Below are 15404 nucleotides of genomic sequence, written 5' to 3'. Positions count from 1 at the left end.
CAACAGCAGGGAGGAATGGACATGGGCCAGCTATTCGATCGGCATCGCACGGTGCTCGGCGCAGCCTTGCAGGCGGCGCAGGATCGCGGCTACTGGTCCGCCTATCCCGAGGTTCCGAGCGGCAAGATCTATGGCGAAACCGCCAAGGAGGACGGCCTCGCCGCCTATCGCGGCCGTCTTGGCAAGCCCTTCGCACTGCCCGGCCATCCTGGGAACGGAACGGTCGGGGCCGAAATCTCGCCCTATGGCCCCACACTCGGCATTACCTATCCGGCCGCCGGAGCCGCGACCCTCGTCGCCGCCTCTCAGGGCGCGGCGCACGCCTGGGCCAATGCCTCGCCCGAGGTGCGGGTGGGCGTCTGCCTGGAGATTCTGGCGCGGCTCAACCGCATCAGCTTCGAGATGGCCAATGCCGTCATGCATACGACTGGCCAGGCCTTTGCCATGGCTTTCCAGGCCGGCGGCCCGCATGCGCAGGATCGCGGCCTCGAAGCCGTCGCCTATGCCTGGGCGGAGATGACGCGCACACCCGCGGGCGCCGTCTGGGCCAAGCCGCAGGGCAAGGGCGAGCCGATCGTGCTCGAGAAGCACTGGCGCATCGTACCGCGCGGCGTGTCGCTCGTCATCGGCTGCCAGACCTTCCCGACCTGGAACAGCTATCCGGGCCTGTTTGCCAGCCTTGCCACCGGCAATACGGTGATCGTCAAGCCGCATCCGGGCGCCATTCTGCCGCTCGCCCTTACAGTTCTGGTGGCGCGCGAAGTCCTTGCCGAGGAAGGCTTTCCCGCCGACGTAGTCCTGCTTGCCGCCGACGAGCCCGGCGCGGAGATCACCCGCGAACTCGTGCAGCATCAGGAGGTGGCGATCGTCGACTACACCGGCTCCAACGCTTTTGGCGAATGGGTCCGCAAAAACGCGGCAAGCCGCGAGGTCTATACCGAGGAGGCCGGCGTCAACTCGATCGTCATCGCCGCGACCGACGATTTTGCCGGCATGTGCGCCAATATCGCCTTTTCGCTGTCGCTCTACAGCGGCCAGATGTGCACCGCGCCGCAGAACATCTACGTGCCCCGTGGCGGAATCGAAACCAATGAGGGGCCGAAGAGCTTCGATGCGGTAGCGGCCGGCATCGCCGCGGCGGTCGATGCGCTGCTCGCCGATCCGGCTCGTGCCGCCGGCGTCTGCGGCGCCATCGCCAATCCCGCGACGCTTCTGCGGATCGAGGCTGGGCGCGGCCTTGGACGGCTGCTGCGCAGCTCCACGCCGCTTGTGGGAGTCGAGGGGGCACGAACCGCAACTCCGATGATCCTGGCGGTAGAAGGCGATCAAACCTCTGCGCATGAGGAGGAGTGCTTCGGACCGATCGCTTTCGTCGTCGCGGTGGACGATGCTGCCCAGGGCATTGCCCATGCAGCCGAGCTTGCCCGCCGCAAGGGCGCCATCACCGCAGCGCTCTACGACACCGATGAGACGCGCATTGTCGAGGCGGCTGATGCGTTTGCGGCGGCCGGGGTGAACCTGTCCGTCAATCTGACCGGCGGCATTTTCGTCAATCAGAGCGCCGCCTTCAGCGATTTCCACGTCACCGGCGCCAATCCGGCCGGCAACGCCTGCCTGACAGACACGGCCTTTGTCGCCGGCCGCTTCCGCGTGGCGATGTGGCGCCGGCCAATGGCGGCGTAGGCGGCGCCGATCTTAAACTTGCATTGGTCCAATACCTGCACTCTTGGGAGGAGATGCCGACATGAGACTGCACACCACCACCGCATTTGGAACGCTGGCGCTTATTCTCGGGCTTACGGCTCCGGCGATGGCCGATATCCGCATTGGCTCGACTCTCTCGGAGACGGGGCCCGCCGCCTTCCTCGGCGATCCGGAGGCGAAGACGCTGAAGATGCTGGTCGAGGAGATCAATGCCGCAGGCGGCGTCCTCGGCGAGAAGATCGAACTGATCGTCTATGACGATGGCGGCGACCCCAACAAGGCGCGCACGTTCGCCACCCGTCTTGTCGAGGACGACGAGGTCGTCGCCGTCATCGGCGGCACGACGACCGGCACCTCCATGGCGATCCTGCAGGTCTTCGAAGACGCGGAGATCCCCTTCATCTCGCTCGCCGGCGCGATCGAGATCATCGATCCGGTCCGCCCCTATACCTTCAAGACACCGCACACCGACCGCATGGCCTGCGCCAAGATCTTCGAGGACATGAAGGCCCGCGGCCTCACCAAGATCGGCATGATCTCCGGCTCCGACGGCTTCGGCGCATCGATGCACAAGCAGTGCCTGCAGATCGTCGGCGACTACGGCATCGAGGTGCTGGCCGACGAAACCTATGGGCCGAGCGATGCCGACATGACGCCGCAGCTCACCAACATCAAGGGGAAGGAAGGCGTGCAGGCGGTCCTCAATGCCGGATTTGGCCAAGGGCCGGCGATTGTCACCCGCAACTACCAACAGCTCGCCGTCGGGCTGCCCTTCTATCAGTCGCACGGGGTTGCCTCCGATGCCTTCATCGAACTTGCCGGCGCCTCGGCGGCCGAGGGCATCCGCTTGCCGGGTACGGCGCTGCTGGTGGCGAAACTGCTCCCGGAAAGCGATCCGCAGCGCCCGGTCGTCACCGCCTATAAGGAAAGCTACGAGAAGGCGACGGGCAAGCCGGTTTCCACCTTCGGCGGCTACGCGCATGACGCGCTGCGCATCCTCGTCGATGCGCTCAATCGCGCCGGCGAAGCGGAACCGCAGGCGATCCGCGACGCGATCGAAGGCACATCGGGCCTTGTCGGCACCACGGGCACCGTCACCATGTCGGCGGAGGATCACCTCGGCCTCGATCTCAGCGCCTTCCGGATGCTCGAGATCAAGGACGGTGGCTGGAAGCTGGTCGAATAGGTCCGATCGGTCAAGCGCCGGGCGCGCCAGGCGCGCCCGGGTGATCGCTGGCGCACGGTAGCGGAGGCATCCATGCCCGAACTCATGCAATTTCTGTTGTCCGGAGTGACGGTCGGGGCGGTCTATGCGCTGGTCGCCCTCGGCTTCACCATCATCTACAACGCGTCCGATGTCGTGAATTTCGCCCAGGGCGAGTTCGTCATGCTCGGCGGCATGTTCACGGTGTTCGCTTTCGAGGCGGGGCTGCCGCTGCCGCTCGCGGCACTTCTCGCGATCATCGCCACGGCGGCGATCGGCGTGGCGCTCAACAAGCTCGCCATCGAGCCGGCGCGCGGCGCACCGGTCGTCTCGCTGATCATCATCACCATCGGTGCCTCGATTCTCATCCGCGGCGTGACGCAGATCGCCTTCGACAAGCAGCTGCACCGCTTTCCGGCCTTTTCCGGCGACACGCCCATCCAGATCGTGGGCGCGACGATCCTGCCGCAGAGCCTCTGGGTGATCGCCGGGGCGCTGGCGGTCTTCGTCGGCCTCTGGCTGTTCTTCACCCGGACGCTGACCGGCCGGGCGGTGCTCGCCACCGCCAACAATCGCATCGCCGCACAGCTGGTGGGCATCAACACCAAATACGTGATGACGCTGAGCTTCGCGCTTTCGGCGGCAATCGGCGCGCTTGCCGGCGTTCTCGTCACGCCGATCACACTCACCGGCTACGACATCGGCATCGCACTTGCGCTCAAGGGCTTCGCCGCGGCCATGCTCGGCGGCATGGGCAATCCCAAGGGCGCGCTGGTGGGCGGCCTGCTGCTCGGCGTCCTCGAGGCGCTGACCGCCGGCTATCTGAGCTCGCAATACAAGGACGCCGCCGCCTTCGTCATCATCCTCGCGGTGCTATTCGCCATGCCGCAGGGGCTCTTCGGCCGGAAATCGACGGATCGGGTGTGACCATGCGGCTCTCTTCAAAGACAACGACTTTGCTCGTGCTTGCCGCACTGATCGCACTGGCGCCCCTGTTTTTTCCCTCGTCCTATTATTTCCGCGTCGGTTCGCTGATCTTCGTCAACGGGCTGGCGGTGACCGGGCTTGTCGTGCTCACCGGTTATGCCGGCCAGATCAGCCTCGGCCACGCCGGTTTCGTCGGCATCGGCGCCTATGCCTGCGCGCTGGCGCCGGTTCATCTCGGTCTCAACCCGCTTGCGGCGGCCGTCGTCGGAGCGGCGCTCTCGGGCGGTCTCGCCTGGCTCGTCGGGCGGCCGATCCTGCGTCTGAAGGGCTATTACCTGGCCGTGGCAAGCCTCGGCTTCGGCGCGCTGGTATCCATGGTACTCGCCAACGAGGCGCAGGTCACCGGCGGTCCGGACGGCATGACAGTACCCGATCCGGGGCTCAGAGCGTTGCTCAAATCGGCGGGTCTCGATCTCTCGAATTCCGCCTTCTGGTACGCGTTTTCGGGGGGTATCCTGGTGATCGGCGCCTGGCTGGCATTGAACCTCTATCACAGCCCCACGGGTCGGGCCTTGCGCGCGCTTCACGGATCGGAAGTTGCGGCCCGCACTGTCGGTGTCGACGTGGCGCGCTTCAAGCTGCAGGCCTTCGTCATCTCGGCCGTCTACGCCTCCCTTTCAGGCTCGCTGCTGGCACTGCAGAACAAGTTCATCACGCCGGATGTGGCGGGCTACATGCATTCGATCGAACTGGTCACCATGACCGTCCTCGGCGGCGCCGGATCGGTGATCGGCGCGGTCAGCGGCGCGATGATCCTGACGACGCTGCCGCAGGTCCTGACCGTGTTCCAGGAATACGAGCAGGTCATGCTCGGCCTCGTCATGATGCTGGTGATGATCTTCATGCGTGATGGCCTGCTGCCGAGTCTCTCGCGCAGAATCCGGGGGAGGGGAGAATGAGCCTGCTTCAGGTTGAAGGTCTGGGCATCGATTTCGGCGGCCTGCGTGCCGTCCACGATGTCAGCTTTTCTCTCGGCGCCGGCGAGATCGTCTCGGTGATCGGACCGAACGGCGCCGGCAAGACGACGCTCTTCAACATGATCTCCGGCGTCTATCGGCCCGGGCAGGGGCGCGTGAAGCTTGCCGGCGAGGACGTGACCGGCATGGAGCCGCATCTGCTCGCCCGCCGCGGCCTTTCCCGCACCTTCCAGAATCTGCAGATCTTCCAGGCGATGACCGTGCTGGAGAATGCGATCGCCGGACATCATCTGCATGAGAAGGGGCCGGTTCTCGCCGATCTATTCAGCCTGCCGTCTTCGCGCCGCCGCGCCCGCGAGGCAGAATCCAGTGCGCGCCTGCTGCTCGAGCGAGTGGGTCTCGGCCGCGCTGAGGCCCAGGAAGCGGGCTCGCTCTCCTATGGCGCGCTGAAGCGTCTCGAAATCGCCCGCGCGCTGGCGCTGAAACCGCGCGTCCTTCTCCTCGATGAACCAGCGGCCGGCTGCAATGCGGTCGAGACGGAGGAGATCGACCGGCTGATCGCCGAAGTCGCGGCCGAAGGCGTGGCGATCCTTCTCGTCGAGCATGACATGAAGATGGTGATGCGCATCTCCAACCACATCGTCGTTCTGGATCATGGCGAGAAGATTGCCGAAGGCGCGCCGACGAAGGTGTCGCGCGATCCGCGCGTCATCGAGGCCTATCTCGGGCCGCAAGCGAGGGAGGCGGCCGATGCTCACGGTTGAGGGATTGCGCTCGCGCTACGGGCGCATCGAGGTCCTGCACGGCATCGACCTCGAGATCGGCTCGGGTGAGATCGTCGCGGTGGTCGGCGCCAATGGCGCCGGCAAGACGACGCTCTTACGTTGCCTCTCCGGCATCCAGCCGGTCTCCGGCGGGTCGATCCTCTTTCGAGGCGAGGCGCTGACAGCGGTGCCCGCCTATCGCCGCCTAGAGCGGGGCCTGGCACAATCGCCGGAAGGCCGGCAGATCTTCACCAACCTGACGGTCGAGGAAAATCTCCGCCTCGGCGCCTATCTCTTCTCCGACGCGAGGGTGGAGCGCGACATGGAGGATGCCTTCGCCCTGTTCCCGGTGCTGAAGGAAAAGCGCAATCTCGCCGCCGGCGGGCTCTCGGGCGGCCAGCAGCAGATGCTGGCGATCGCCCGTGCGCTAATGGGGCGGCCCTCCTGCCTGCTGCTCGACGAGCCGAGCATGGGGCTGGCGCCAATGCTGGTGCAGCAGATCTTCGACGTCGTCAAAGGCCTGCGGGCGCTCGACGTCACCGTTCTCCTCGTCGAGCAGAACGCCTTCGGCGCCTTGTCGATCGCGGACCGCGGCTATGTGATGGAGACCGGGCGGATCACCATGACCGGCCCGGCCGGCGAACTCATCGCCGATGAACGAATTCGCGAAGCCTACCTGGGAATCTAATGCCATGACCGTCAGCATCGAACGCCAAGGCGAGATCGCCGTCGTCACCGTCAATAACCCGCCGGTCAATGCGTTGTCGCAGGCGCTGCGCCAAGGGCTCTTCGACGCCGCTGAGGCGCTCGACGCCGATCGGTCGGTGAAGGCAGTGGTGCTTGCCTGTGCCGGGCGCACCTTTATCGCCGGTGCCGATGTCGGCGAATTCGGCAAGCCGCCGATGCCGCCGCACCTGCCCGACCTCGTCGCGCGGATCGAGCGGGCTGCCAAGCCCTGGATTGCGGCGATCCATGGCAGCGCGCTTGGTGGCGGCTTCGAGGTGACGCTCGGCTGCCGCTTTCGTGTGGCGGTTTCCTCGGCCAGCGTCGGCCTGCCGGAAGTCCGCCTCGGCATCGTGCCGGGCGCCGGCGGAACCGTCCGCCTGCCGCGGCTCGCCGGTGTCGAAACGGCCGTCGACATGGTGACGACCGGAACGCCGGTTGGGGCGCGCAAGGCCCACGAGGCTGGGCTGATCGACGCGGTGATCGAGGACGATCTCGTCGCTGGCGCCGTGGCATTCGCACGCGCTGCTCTCGATCGGCCCTTGCCCGACGCGCTCCGCGATCGCCCCGTTGCGGCAGTCGCGGAAGGCTTCTGGGAAGCCGCGGCAAAGACGGTCGCTGCCCGCGCGAAACGCGAGGAGGCGCCGCTGAGTGCGCTCGCCTGCGTGCGCCGCGCGGCGGAGGTAGACTTCGAGACGGCGATCGCCTTCGAGCGCGAAACCTTCCTGGCGCTGCGCGGTTCGGCGCAGGCCGCAGCGCTCCGCCATGTGTTCTTCGCCGAGTGCGCAGCGACGCGTCCGCCGGAGCTTGCCGGTGTCACACCATGGACGATCCGTTCGGCGGCGGTGATCGGCGGTGGCACAATGGGCGCCGGCATTGCCGCGGCGCTGCGCGATGCCGGCCTGCCGGTCATTCTGGTCGAGCGCGACGATGGCGCTGTCGAACGGGGGCTCGCCAACCTGCGCGCTATCTTCCATAGCGCTGCAAAGCGCGGCCGCATCTCCACCGACGCGGCCGCCGACCGGATGGCGGGGATCACCGGCACGACGGATTATGCGGCGCTTTCCGATGTCGATCTGGTCATCGAGGCCGTTTTTGAAGATCTGGACGTGAAGCGCGACGTCTTCGCGCGTCTTGCCGCCGCCTGCCGCGATAATGCGATCCTCGCCACGAACACCTCCTATCTCGATCCCGAACGGATTGCGGAGGGCATCCGTCGGCCGGAGCGCTTCTTGGGCCTTCATTTCTTCAGCCCGGCGCAGATGATGAAGCTCCTGGAAATCATACCGACGCGGGCGTCGGCTCCAGCGGTGGTTGCGGCCGGCTTCGCGCTGGCGCGGATGCTGAACAAGATTCCGGTGCGCGCCGGCATTTGCGACGGGTTCATCGGCAACCGCATCCTCAAGGTGACGCGGGCTCAGGCCGAGCGGCTCTTGCTTTCGGGCGCCACGCCTCCGGCCGTCGACGCCGCCATGCGCGCCTTCGGCCTGCCGATGGGGCCCTTCGAGGCGCAGGATCTCGGCGGACTCGACATCGCCGCGTTCCAACGCAAGGCCGCTCGCGCGCGCGGCGAGACGCCCTTCGCACCGATCGCCGATCGCCTTTGCGCGATCGAGCGCTTCGGCCAGAAGAGCGGCGGCGGCTGGTATGACTACGCGCCCGGCGACCGGACGCCGCGGCTTTCGGAAACGGTCGCGTCGATCATCGCGGAGGAGGCGAAGGACTGGCCCCGGCCGGACTGGGACGAGGACGCAATCGCCGACTGCATCCTTTTGCCGATGGTCAACGAGGGGGCAAGTATCCTTGCGGACGGCACCGCGCTCAGGGCATCCGATATCGACCTGGTGAAGATCCACGGCTACGGTTTTCCGCGCTGGCGGGGTGGGCCGATGCACTATGCGCAGGCGCAGGGCCTTGATAAGGTCGTCGAGGCGCTGAACGCGCTTGCGACCGAAGGACTAGCCGATCCGCCTTGCGAGCTTTTGCTCGAGGCTGCCCGGCACGGCGGCTTCTCCGATGCCTCTCGCTGAGGCGCTGTCGCCGAAATCCGCGCAGGTGGTCTGGGAGAGGACCTGCATGAACGACAACGACTGCTGTAGAATCTATCGTCCGATGGAACGCTCCTGGAGTTCCTCGCCGATGAAGCAATTGTAGGATTGCGCATATCCGGCAGGTCTCAGTCCGGGGCGGCGTTGTCTAACGCTGACCTTCAGCCCGGAGATCTCGGTCGTCAGCTTGGCAAGAATGGCGGCGGAGAATTGGCTGGCCTCGGACACCTTCATGACGAACGCCCCCTTCTCCGCCGATGACCCATTCCTTGTAATAGCTATCGAGGTCCGGGATCGAAGCCGAATCCGGCGTGTCACTCAACATGATCGCGAGCCCGTCGATGACGATCCCTTGGGCGACGGTACTGTTCCGGGCAACCGGCGCCGGTACCCCGGCATTGTTGGGTCCGTGACGCTCAAGCACACACCGGGCTTCGTCTGCGCTCCGATCTGGACGACTGCCGGCGTTCCGTCCCCGCCATATGACAGCACGGACCCGATGGCGAGCGACGGAACTTTGCTGCAGCCCGCCGGCGGCTCGACCTTCCTCATCGTCACCTTCCCGCCGGATGCCGTGATGATGTCGCCGGATTTCAGGCCCGACCTTGCGGGTCCGGAGCACGCGGCCGCCGCGCCGGGCATCGCCCAAACCTTCGAGATGGACAATCCCGGCATGCACACCACGCCGACCATGGATTATGGCATCGTACTCAGCGGCAAGATCACCCTTGAACTCGATGACGGCGCAACGGTGAACCTCGGCGCCGGGGACAGCCTGGTTCAGCACGGCACGCGCCACGCCTGGCGCAACCCGAACAGTGAGCCGGCGACGGTCGCCTTCGTGCTGATCGGCGCCGGAACCCGATAAGGCGGGGGTTCGCCGAAACCGCGCATCTCGAACCCGCTCCGCATGAAGGCGGGGCCGGAAGGAGAGGGCCCACTGCACTTGGCGAAGCCGACGCGGCACGAAGTTCAGCCGAGCCCGAGAAATGACTGCGGCGACCGACGGTCCGATCTGAACGCTCTCAATAGGATCGTCGTTCCGATCGGCCCACGCGGCGCAGTCTCCACCAAAAAGCGAGCCTGCTCGGTCGGAGCAGGCTCGCTTGTCATCATTGCGAAGAAGAGGCCTTCTGCCCCTCAGCTGCGCGGCTTGAGGTTTTCCGGGTCGTAGAGCGGCTTGTAGCCGACGCCTGCGACCTCGACCGGGTAGGTCTCACCGAAATACTCGACCTGCAGCTTGCGGCCGACCTGGCAATGGGACCAGGGCAGATAGGCGAGCGCAATGTTCTTGCCGATCGTCGGACCGTAGGCGATCGAGGTGGTGTAGGAGCGGCGGCCGAGTTCGTCTATCAGCACCTCGCCGCTCCCCGGGTCCATGACCGGCAGGTTGCCGACCGGGTAGCGCTTCACGCCGTTCCTGTCGGTGTTCTCGGTCATGACGAGCGTGCAGAGCATGGCGGGCTGGTGCTCGCGTGCCTTGTACTCCAGATGCTTCGCCTTGCCGCGGAAGTCCGCTTCCTTGACCTTAGGACGGGCAAGGTCGGCCTCGATGAGGTTGTACTGGGTGAGAAGATCCGCGTTCTGGAGGCGCAGGCTCTTTTCCATGCGGCGCGAGTTCGCATAGGTCTCGACGCCGAAGGCCATGACGCCCGTGGCGCGCAGCGCATCCCAGACGGCCAGGCCGTCCTCGTACTTCATGTGCAATTCCCAGCCCTGCTCGCCGACATAGGAGATGCGGAAGGCGGAGACCGGCTTGCCGGCGATCTCGATCTGCTGGATCGAGGCGAAGGGGAAGTTCTGCGGATCGAGGCCGGCCGGATCGGCAACCACCTTCTTCAGCGTTTCGCGGGCATTGGGGCCCCAGATGCCGATGGTGATGAACTTCTCCGATACGTCTGTGATGGTGACGTCGAGGCCGCGGTCTTCCGCGACACGGCGCATGTAGTGGAAGTCGCGCGGGCCGGCATCGGCGCCGTTTACGAGACGGCAGCGGTCGGCCATGCGGAAGACGGTGAAGTCGGCCCGCACCATGCCCTCGTCATCAAGGAAGTGGGTGTAGATGCCCTTGCCGATATTGCCGTCTCCGCCGATCTTGGCGGCGCAAAGCCACTCGAGAAGCTCGACGTGGTCCGGACCTTCGATGTCGACCATGTGGAAGTGCGAGAGGTTGACGATGCCGCAATCCTCGCTCATCGCCAGATGTTCGGCGTTGGAGACGCGCCAGAAATGGCGGTTGTCCCACTCGTTTTCGCGCATCGGAACGCGGTTGCCGTATTTTTCCAAGAGGTGCTCGTTGGCGGCATAGCCATGTGCGCGCTCCCAGCCGCCGAGTTCCATGAAGTAGCCGCCGAGTTCCTTCTCGCGCTCGTAGAAGGGCGAGCGCTTGACGTTGCGGCTGCTCGCATAGGGCTCACGCGTATGCACGGCCGGGAAGTAGATCTTCTGCGCCGCCTCGAAGCAGCGGTTCTCGATGAACTTCTCTTCGAGCTGGTGCGGGTAGAAGCGGGCGTAGTCGATCGAGGCATGGTCGATCTCGGTGCGCCCGTCCGTCATCCAGTCGGCGATCAGCTTGCCGTAGCCCGGGCCGTCCTTCACCCAGATGGCGACGCAGTACCAGAGACCGCGTACCTTCTGGCTCTCGCCGCAGGAGGGGCCGCCGGCGGCCGATACCTGCAGCAGGCCGTTAAAGGAGTGGCCCTCGTTATAGCCAAGCTCACCGAGGATCGGCGTCAGTTCCATGGCGCGCTCGAGCGGTTCGATGATCTGCTCCATCTCAAGGTCGCGCTGCGAGGGCGACAGGCGTGCCTCGTGCTTTTCGAGAATGTCGCGCGGATGGCAGAGGCGCGGATTGGTGGCCTCGTAGTAGCCCCACTCTATCTGGCCGCCTTCGGTGGTCTTCGGGTCGCCGGTGTCGCGCATATAGGCCGAGTTGCCCTGGTCGCGCAGCAGCGGGAAGCCGATTTCCTTGCCGGTGCCTTCGAATTCGTTGTACGGGCCGAAGAAGGTGAGCGGATGGTCGACCGGCATGACCGGCAGGTCTTCGCCGACCATTTCGGCGATCAAGCGGCCCCAGATGCCGGCGCAGACGATGACATGGTCGGCCATGATCGTGCCGCGATGCGTGACGACACCCTTGATGCGACCGTTCTCGACGAGGAGCGAAGTTGCCGGCGTATTGCCGAAGACCTGCAGCTTGCCGGACTTTTCCGCCGCATCGACCAGCTTGCCGGCAACCGTCTGCGAGCGCGGGATGACCAGGCCGGCGTCCGGATCGAACATGCCGCCCATGACCTGATCTTCCTCGATCAGCGGGAACATCTTCTTGATTTCGGCCGGCGAGACATAGTGCGCGCGGGTGCCGAAGGCCTTGGCGGAGGAAAGCTTGCGCTTGATCTCCTCCATCCAGACGTCGTCGCCGGTGCGTGCGACTTCCAGGCCGCCGATGCGGGCGTAGTGGCCCATCTTCTCGAAGAAGTCGATCGAGTATTGCGTCGTCCAGACCGATAGATAGTCGTGGCTGGTCGTGTAGCAGAAGTCGGAGGCATGCGCCGTCGAGCCAATGTCGGTCGGGATGCCGGACTTGTCGATGCCGACGATATCGTCCCATCCACGCTCGATCAGGTGATGGGCGATCGATGCGCCAACGATGCCACCCAGACCGATGATTACGACCTTCGCCCTTTGCGGAAACTCTGCCATTGCTTGCGACCCTAGTTGGTATGGAAGCCGGATATTAGATTTTGCAGCGGCGCGACTTGAGCCTGTCTACGACATAATCATCGTGCTGCACGACCAGAGCCATGCCGTAGCGGATGGCAGCAGCGGTGACTAGTGGGCTGATGCCTTCGGCAGGAAGCCATTCGCATCCCTTGTCCGTCCGTAACGATTTTCTCCGCCGGGCTCGAACTCTTTGGAATAAAATTCCTTAGTAAATTTATAGACTATCTTATCATCCTCTCGGACTGCATCGCATTCAGCGACCAGACAGGGGTGGAAAAATGATCACGCGCAGACAGACCCTCGCACTCATCGGCGCTACCGCCGCGGCCTTGAGCGCGCCGAGCATCCGGCCGGTACGGGCGGCCAACGAATTCCGCATCGGCTGGCAGAAGAACGGCGTCCTGGCATTGGCGAAGCGCACCGGCGCGCTCGAGAAGCGGCTTACGGAGCATGGCTTGAGCGTGAGCTGGGCTGAGTTCACCTCGGGTCCACCGCTCCTCGAGGCGCTCGGCGCCGGTTCGCTGGAGTTCGGTCCGACCGGAGACGTTCCGCCGCTCTTTGCGCAGGCGGCCGGGGCCAATCTTCTGTATGTCGGAAGCTACAAGGGCACGGCGTCGGGCTCCGCCATTCTCGTCCCGAAGGATTCGCGGATCGCGACGCTTCAGGACCTGAAGGGGAAGAAAGTCGCCTTCAAGCGCGGCTCCAGCGCCCATAACTTCACCGTCAAGGCGCTGCGCAAGGCTGGCCTGACCACCGACGACATCGAGGCTGCCGATCTCGCGCCGCCGGATGCAGCGGCCGCCTTCAAGACGGGAGGTATCGACGCCTGGGCGATATGGGATCCCTATTTTGCCGTTGCCGAAGCGGACCCTCAGACACGGGTCCTGACAACGGCGGAAGGCATTGTGGACAGCTGGAGCTTCTTCTTCGGCAATGGAGATTTCACCGCCTCCCAGCCGGAGGTCATCGCCGATGTGATCGACGAACTGGCCAAGGTCGGCGCCTGGGCGCAGGCCAATCTCAATGAAACCGTTCCGGCGCTTTCGGAGATCACCGGCATTCCCGTCGAGCTCACCCGAACGATCCTGACGCGAAAGGGGGCCGACCTCAGCAAGGTGGCGACCCTGTCGGACGACGCACTGACCTACCAGCAGGCTCTGGCGAACGAATTCCATGGCCTCGGCATCCTGCCGAAGACGCTGACGATCGCCGACTTCGCCTGGCGGCCCAAGGCCAGCTGAAACGCGGCGCAATGAAAGGAACAGACCGTGACGAATAAAGACAAGCCACTCGATTTCCTCTGGTTCATTCCGACCTCCGGCGATGGAGCCTATCTCGGCTCCGATGATCTGAGCCGCCCCCCAGATGTCGGGTATTTTCGCGAGATCGCCACGGCGGCAGACCGGCTGGGCTATTCCGGCGTGCTCATTCCGACCGGGTCGGCCTGCGAGGAATCCTTCATTCTTGCAGCGCACCTCGCGGCCTTCACGGAGAAGCTGAAGTTCCTCGTGGCCATCCGCCCGGGCATCGCATCGCCCGCCTATTACGCGCGCCTCACCGCGACGTTGGACCGGGTCTCGAAGGGGCGCCTGCTCCTCAACATCGTCGCGGGAGGAAGCGCCAAGGAGCTTGCCGGCGACGGCGTCTTCCTGCCGCATGACGAACGTTATGCGCACGCGGAGGAGTTCTTCCAGGTCTTCAATCAGCTCCTTGATACCGGCAAGGTGCATCTCGACGGCAGATACATCAAGGCGCATGACGCGCAGCTCGGTTTCCCGCCGGTGCAGCAGCCGCGTCCGCCCCTCTATTTCGGCGGATCATCGGATGCCGCGATCGAATTTTCGACGGGCGTCGTCGACAAGTACCTGACCTGGGGCGAGACGCCGGCCGAGGTCGCCGACAAGATCGCCACGGTCCGCAAGGCCGCTGCCGACAAGGGCCGTGCAGTGACCTTCGGCATTCGCCTGCATTTCATCGTGCGCGAGACCGACGAAGAGGCCTGGGCCGCCGCCGACCGGCTGATCTCCAAGCTCTCGGACGAAACGATCGCCGCTGCTCAGGAGGGACTTGCGAAGAATTCCGATTCCGTTGGTCAGGCGCGCATGGCAGCACTTCACGGCGGCCGGCGCGACAGACTCGAGGTATCGCCGAACCTTTGGGCCGGCATCGGACTCGTTCGCTCGGGGGCGGGGACCGCGCTCGTCGGCTCGCCAAAGACCGTGGCCGCACGCCTCAGGGAGTACCAGGAACTCGGCATCGATACGGTGATCGCCTCCGGCTATCCGCATCTCGAGGAGGCCTATCGCGTTTCTGAACTGCTCTTCCCCGAAATCGGTCTCAAGGGGCCGCGCAACCAGATCCGCTCGTCCTTCGGCGAGCCGCCGCTTTTCGCTGGCGGCGGACACGGCAATCTGCGGGTCGTCGCGGGTTCCTGATCCAAACGGTGAAATCTGTGCGGGGTCCGCCAGGCCCCCGCCAATCGAGAAGGAGAAGGATATGACCACATACGATGTTGCGAGCGATCGCCCGCAGCAGGGGAGGAGCTGGATCCTGCCGGCACTCTCGGCTCGCCAAATCCGACTGAAGGGGTTCTTGCCCTACGCCGTGCCGATCCTCTTGCTTCTGGTGTGGCAGATATTCTCGTCGGTCGGCTGGATTTCGACGCGGGTCATGCCGGCGCCGACGGATGTGGCCGTCGCCTTCATTGACCAATTGCTGTCCGGCGCGCTGGTGCACAACGTGGCGGTTTCAGGGTCGCGCGCGCTGGCTGGCCTTGTCGTCGGCGGATCAATCGGTCTCGTGCTCGGCATTGCGAACGGCATCTCCAAGCTTTCCGAGCAATTGACGGACACCTCGCTGCAGATGCTCAGAACCATTCCGCATCTGGCCATGATCCCGCTGGTGATCCTCTGGTTCGGAATTGGCGAGGAATCGAAGCTTTTCCTGACGTCTTTGGGCGTGCTTTTTCCAATCTATCTCAACACCTTTCACGGGGTGCGGAACGTCGATCGCGAGCTCATCGAGATGGGCCGAATCTACGGAATGAACGGTTGGACGCTGTTCAGGAAGGTCATCCTGCCCGGTGCCCTGCCTTCGATATTCGTTGGGCTGCGCTACGCGCTCGGGATCATGTGGCTGACACTCATCGTCTCGGAGTCGATCGCGGCGTCTTCCGGGATCGGCCATATGGCGAACCAGGCGCGCGAATTCATGATGACGGATGTGGTGGTCCTGTCGCTGCTCATCTACGCGGCGCTCGGCAAGCTCGCCGATGTGGTTGCGAGGGTCATGGAGCGCCATGCCTTGTCCTGGAACCCGGTCTATAACAAATAGG

The 15404-nt window shown here is 64.9% G+C and carries 14 protein-coding genes; 11 read left to right on the top strand and 3 right to left on the bottom strand.

Annotation, left to right across the window (positions count from 1 at the left end):
- The first annotated feature begins 21 nt into the window (after nt 1-21).
- The 7 genes from paaN (at nt 22) to USDA257_RS24295 (ending at nt 8329) form a co-directional block, all read left to right on the top strand.
- On the top strand, nt 22-1683 hold the full coding sequence (gene paaN, locus USDA257_RS24325; RefSeq protein ID WP_041414619.1) for a phenylacetic acid degradation protein PaaN: 1662 nt from the start codon (nt 22-24) through the stop codon (nt 1681-1683).
- Nucleotides 1684-1744: 61 nt separating this feature from the next.
- Nucleotides 1745-2890, top strand: coding sequence for an ABC transporter substrate-binding protein (locus USDA257_RS24320; RefSeq protein WP_014765650.1), 1146 nt, complete (start codon nt 1745-1747; stop codon nt 2888-2890).
- A 72-nt stretch (nt 2891-2962) separates the two neighbouring features.
- Nucleotides 2963-3835 carry a branched-chain amino acid ABC transporter permease gene (locus tag USDA257_RS24315; RefSeq protein WP_014765649.1) on the top strand — a complete coding sequence of 291 codons (873 nt, stop codon included), beginning with the start codon at nt 2963-2965 and terminating at the stop codon, nt 3833-3835.
- Nucleotides 3836-3837: 2 nt separating this feature from the next.
- Nucleotides 3838-4794 (top strand): branched-chain amino acid ABC transporter permease, encoded by a 957-nt coding sequence (locus tag USDA257_RS24310; protein ID WP_014765648.1) that lies wholly within the window; start codon nt 3838-3840, stop codon nt 4792-4794.
- Nucleotides 4791-5576 (top strand): ABC transporter ATP-binding protein, encoded by a 786-nt coding sequence (locus USDA257_RS24305; protein ID WP_014765647.1) that lies wholly within the window; start codon nt 4791-4793, stop codon nt 5574-5576. The genes USDA257_RS24310 and USDA257_RS24305 overlap by 4 nt, the downstream gene beginning before the upstream one ends.
- Nucleotides 5563-6264, top strand: coding sequence for an ABC transporter ATP-binding protein (locus USDA257_RS24300; RefSeq protein ID WP_014765646.1), 702 nt, complete (start codon nt 5563-5565; stop codon nt 6262-6264). Before USDA257_RS24305 ends, USDA257_RS24300 begins: the two co-directional genes overlap by 14 nt.
- Before the next feature lie 4 nt (nt 6265-6268).
- Nucleotides 6269-8329, top strand: a complete 2061-nt coding sequence (locus tag USDA257_RS24295) for a 3-hydroxyacyl-CoA dehydrogenase NAD-binding domain-containing protein (RefSeq protein ID WP_014765645.1) — start codon at nt 6269-6271, stop codon at nt 8327-8329.
- 72 nt (nt 8330-8401) lie between these two features.
- Here USDA257_RS24295 and USDA257_RS38070 read toward each other — a convergent pair whose 3' ends face one another.
- Nucleotides 8402-8581: a hypothetical protein gene (locus USDA257_RS38070; protein WP_223843478.1), complete on the bottom strand. Its 180-nt coding sequence runs from the start codon at nt 8579-8581 to the stop codon at nt 8402-8404.
- Complete coding sequence (locus USDA257_RS38065) at nt 8496-8771, bottom strand: DUF1194 domain-containing protein (RefSeq protein ID WP_223843371.1); 276 nt, start codon at nt 8769-8771, stop codon at nt 8496-8498. The genes USDA257_RS38070 and USDA257_RS38065 overlap by 86 nt, the downstream gene beginning before the upstream one ends.
- Between USDA257_RS38065 and USDA257_RS24285 the strand changes: the two genes are divergently transcribed.
- The gene (locus tag USDA257_RS24285; RefSeq protein WP_048657434.1) at nt 8700-9215 is read left to right on the top strand and encodes a cupin domain-containing protein; all 516 of its coding nucleotides are present in this window, start codon (nt 8700-8702) and stop codon (nt 9213-9215) included. The two genes, USDA257_RS38065 and USDA257_RS24285, sit on opposite strands and share 72 nt — an antisense overlap.
- A gap of 272 nt (nt 9216-9487) precedes the next feature.
- On the opposite strand, the gene USDA257_RS24280 is transcribed toward USDA257_RS24285, so the two are convergent.
- Nucleotides 9488-12049 (bottom strand): GcvT family protein, encoded by a 2562-nt coding sequence (locus USDA257_RS24280; RefSeq protein ID WP_014765643.1) that lies wholly within the window; start codon nt 12047-12049, stop codon nt 9488-9490.
- Nucleotides 12050-12348: 299 nt separating this feature from the next.
- Between USDA257_RS24280 and USDA257_RS24275 the strand changes: the two genes are divergently transcribed.
- From USDA257_RS24275 to USDA257_RS24265, 3 genes are all read left to right on the top strand, one after another.
- Entirely contained in the window at nt 12349-13311 is a 963-nt protein-coding gene (locus tag USDA257_RS24275; protein ID WP_014765642.1) for an aliphatic sulfonate ABC transporter substrate-binding protein, read from the top strand.
- Nucleotides 13312-13338: 27 nt separating this feature from the next.
- A complete protein-coding gene (gene ssuD, locus USDA257_RS24270; protein WP_014765641.1) occupies nt 13339-14505 on the top strand; it encodes an FMNH2-dependent alkanesulfonate monooxygenase in 1167 nt (388 codons plus the stop codon).
- Nucleotides 14506-14566: 61 nt separating this feature from the next.
- On the top strand, nt 14567-15403 hold the full coding sequence (locus tag USDA257_RS24265; protein WP_014765640.1) for an ABC transporter permease subunit: 837 nt from the start codon (nt 14567-14569) through the stop codon (nt 15401-15403).
- The last annotated feature ends 1 nt before the right edge of the window (nt 15404 follow it).

It is taken from the genome of Sinorhizobium fredii USDA 257 (assembly GCF_000265205.3).
GTDB classification, from domain to species: Bacteria; Pseudomonadota; Alphaproteobacteria; order Rhizobiales; family Rhizobiaceae; genus Sinorhizobium; species Sinorhizobium fredii_B.
Note: the sequence above shows the minus strand (reverse complement) of the source record. Positions and strands in the feature narration are given on the sequence as shown.

Bases quoted from the DNA above. Each gene is read 5' to 3' on its own strand.
- paaN (WP_041414619.1), top strand. From the start codon at position 22: ATGGGCCAGCTATTCGATCGGCATCGCACGGTGCTCGGCGCAGCCTTG.
- USDA257_RS24320 (WP_014765650.1), top strand. From the start codon at position 1,745: ATGAGACTGCACACCACCACCGCATTTGGAACGCTGGCGCTTATTCTC.
- USDA257_RS24315 (WP_014765649.1), top strand. From the start codon at position 2,963: ATGCCCGAACTCATGCAATTTCTGTTGTCCGGAGTGACGGTCGGGGCG.
- USDA257_RS24310 (WP_014765648.1), top strand. From the start codon at position 3,838: ATGCGGCTCTCTTCAAAGACAACGACTTTGCTCGTGCTTGCCGCACTG.
- USDA257_RS24305 (WP_014765647.1), top strand. From the start codon at position 4,791: ATGAGCCTGCTTCAGGTTGAAGGTCTGGGCATCGATTTCGGCGGCCTG.
- USDA257_RS24300 (WP_014765646.1), top strand. From the start codon at position 5,563: ATGCTCACGGTTGAGGGATTGCGCTCGCGCTACGGGCGCATCGAGGTC.
- USDA257_RS24295 (WP_014765645.1), top strand. From the start codon at position 6,269: ATGACCGTCAGCATCGAACGCCAAGGCGAGATCGCCGTCGTCACCGTC.
- USDA257_RS38070 (WP_223843478.1), bottom strand. From the start codon at position 8,581: ATGAAGGTGTCCGAGGCCAGCCAATTCTCCGCCGCCATTCTTGCCAAG.
- USDA257_RS24280 (WP_014765643.1), bottom strand. From the start codon at position 12,049: ATGGCAGAGTTTCCGCAAAGGGCGAAGGTCGTAATCATCGGTCTGGGT.
- USDA257_RS24275 (WP_014765642.1), top strand. From the start codon at position 12,349: ATGATCACGCGCAGACAGACCCTCGCACTCATCGGCGCTACCGCCGCG.
- USDA257_RS24265 (WP_014765640.1), top strand. From the start codon at position 14,567: ATGACCACATACGATGTTGCGAGCGATCGCCCGCAGCAGGGGAGGAGC.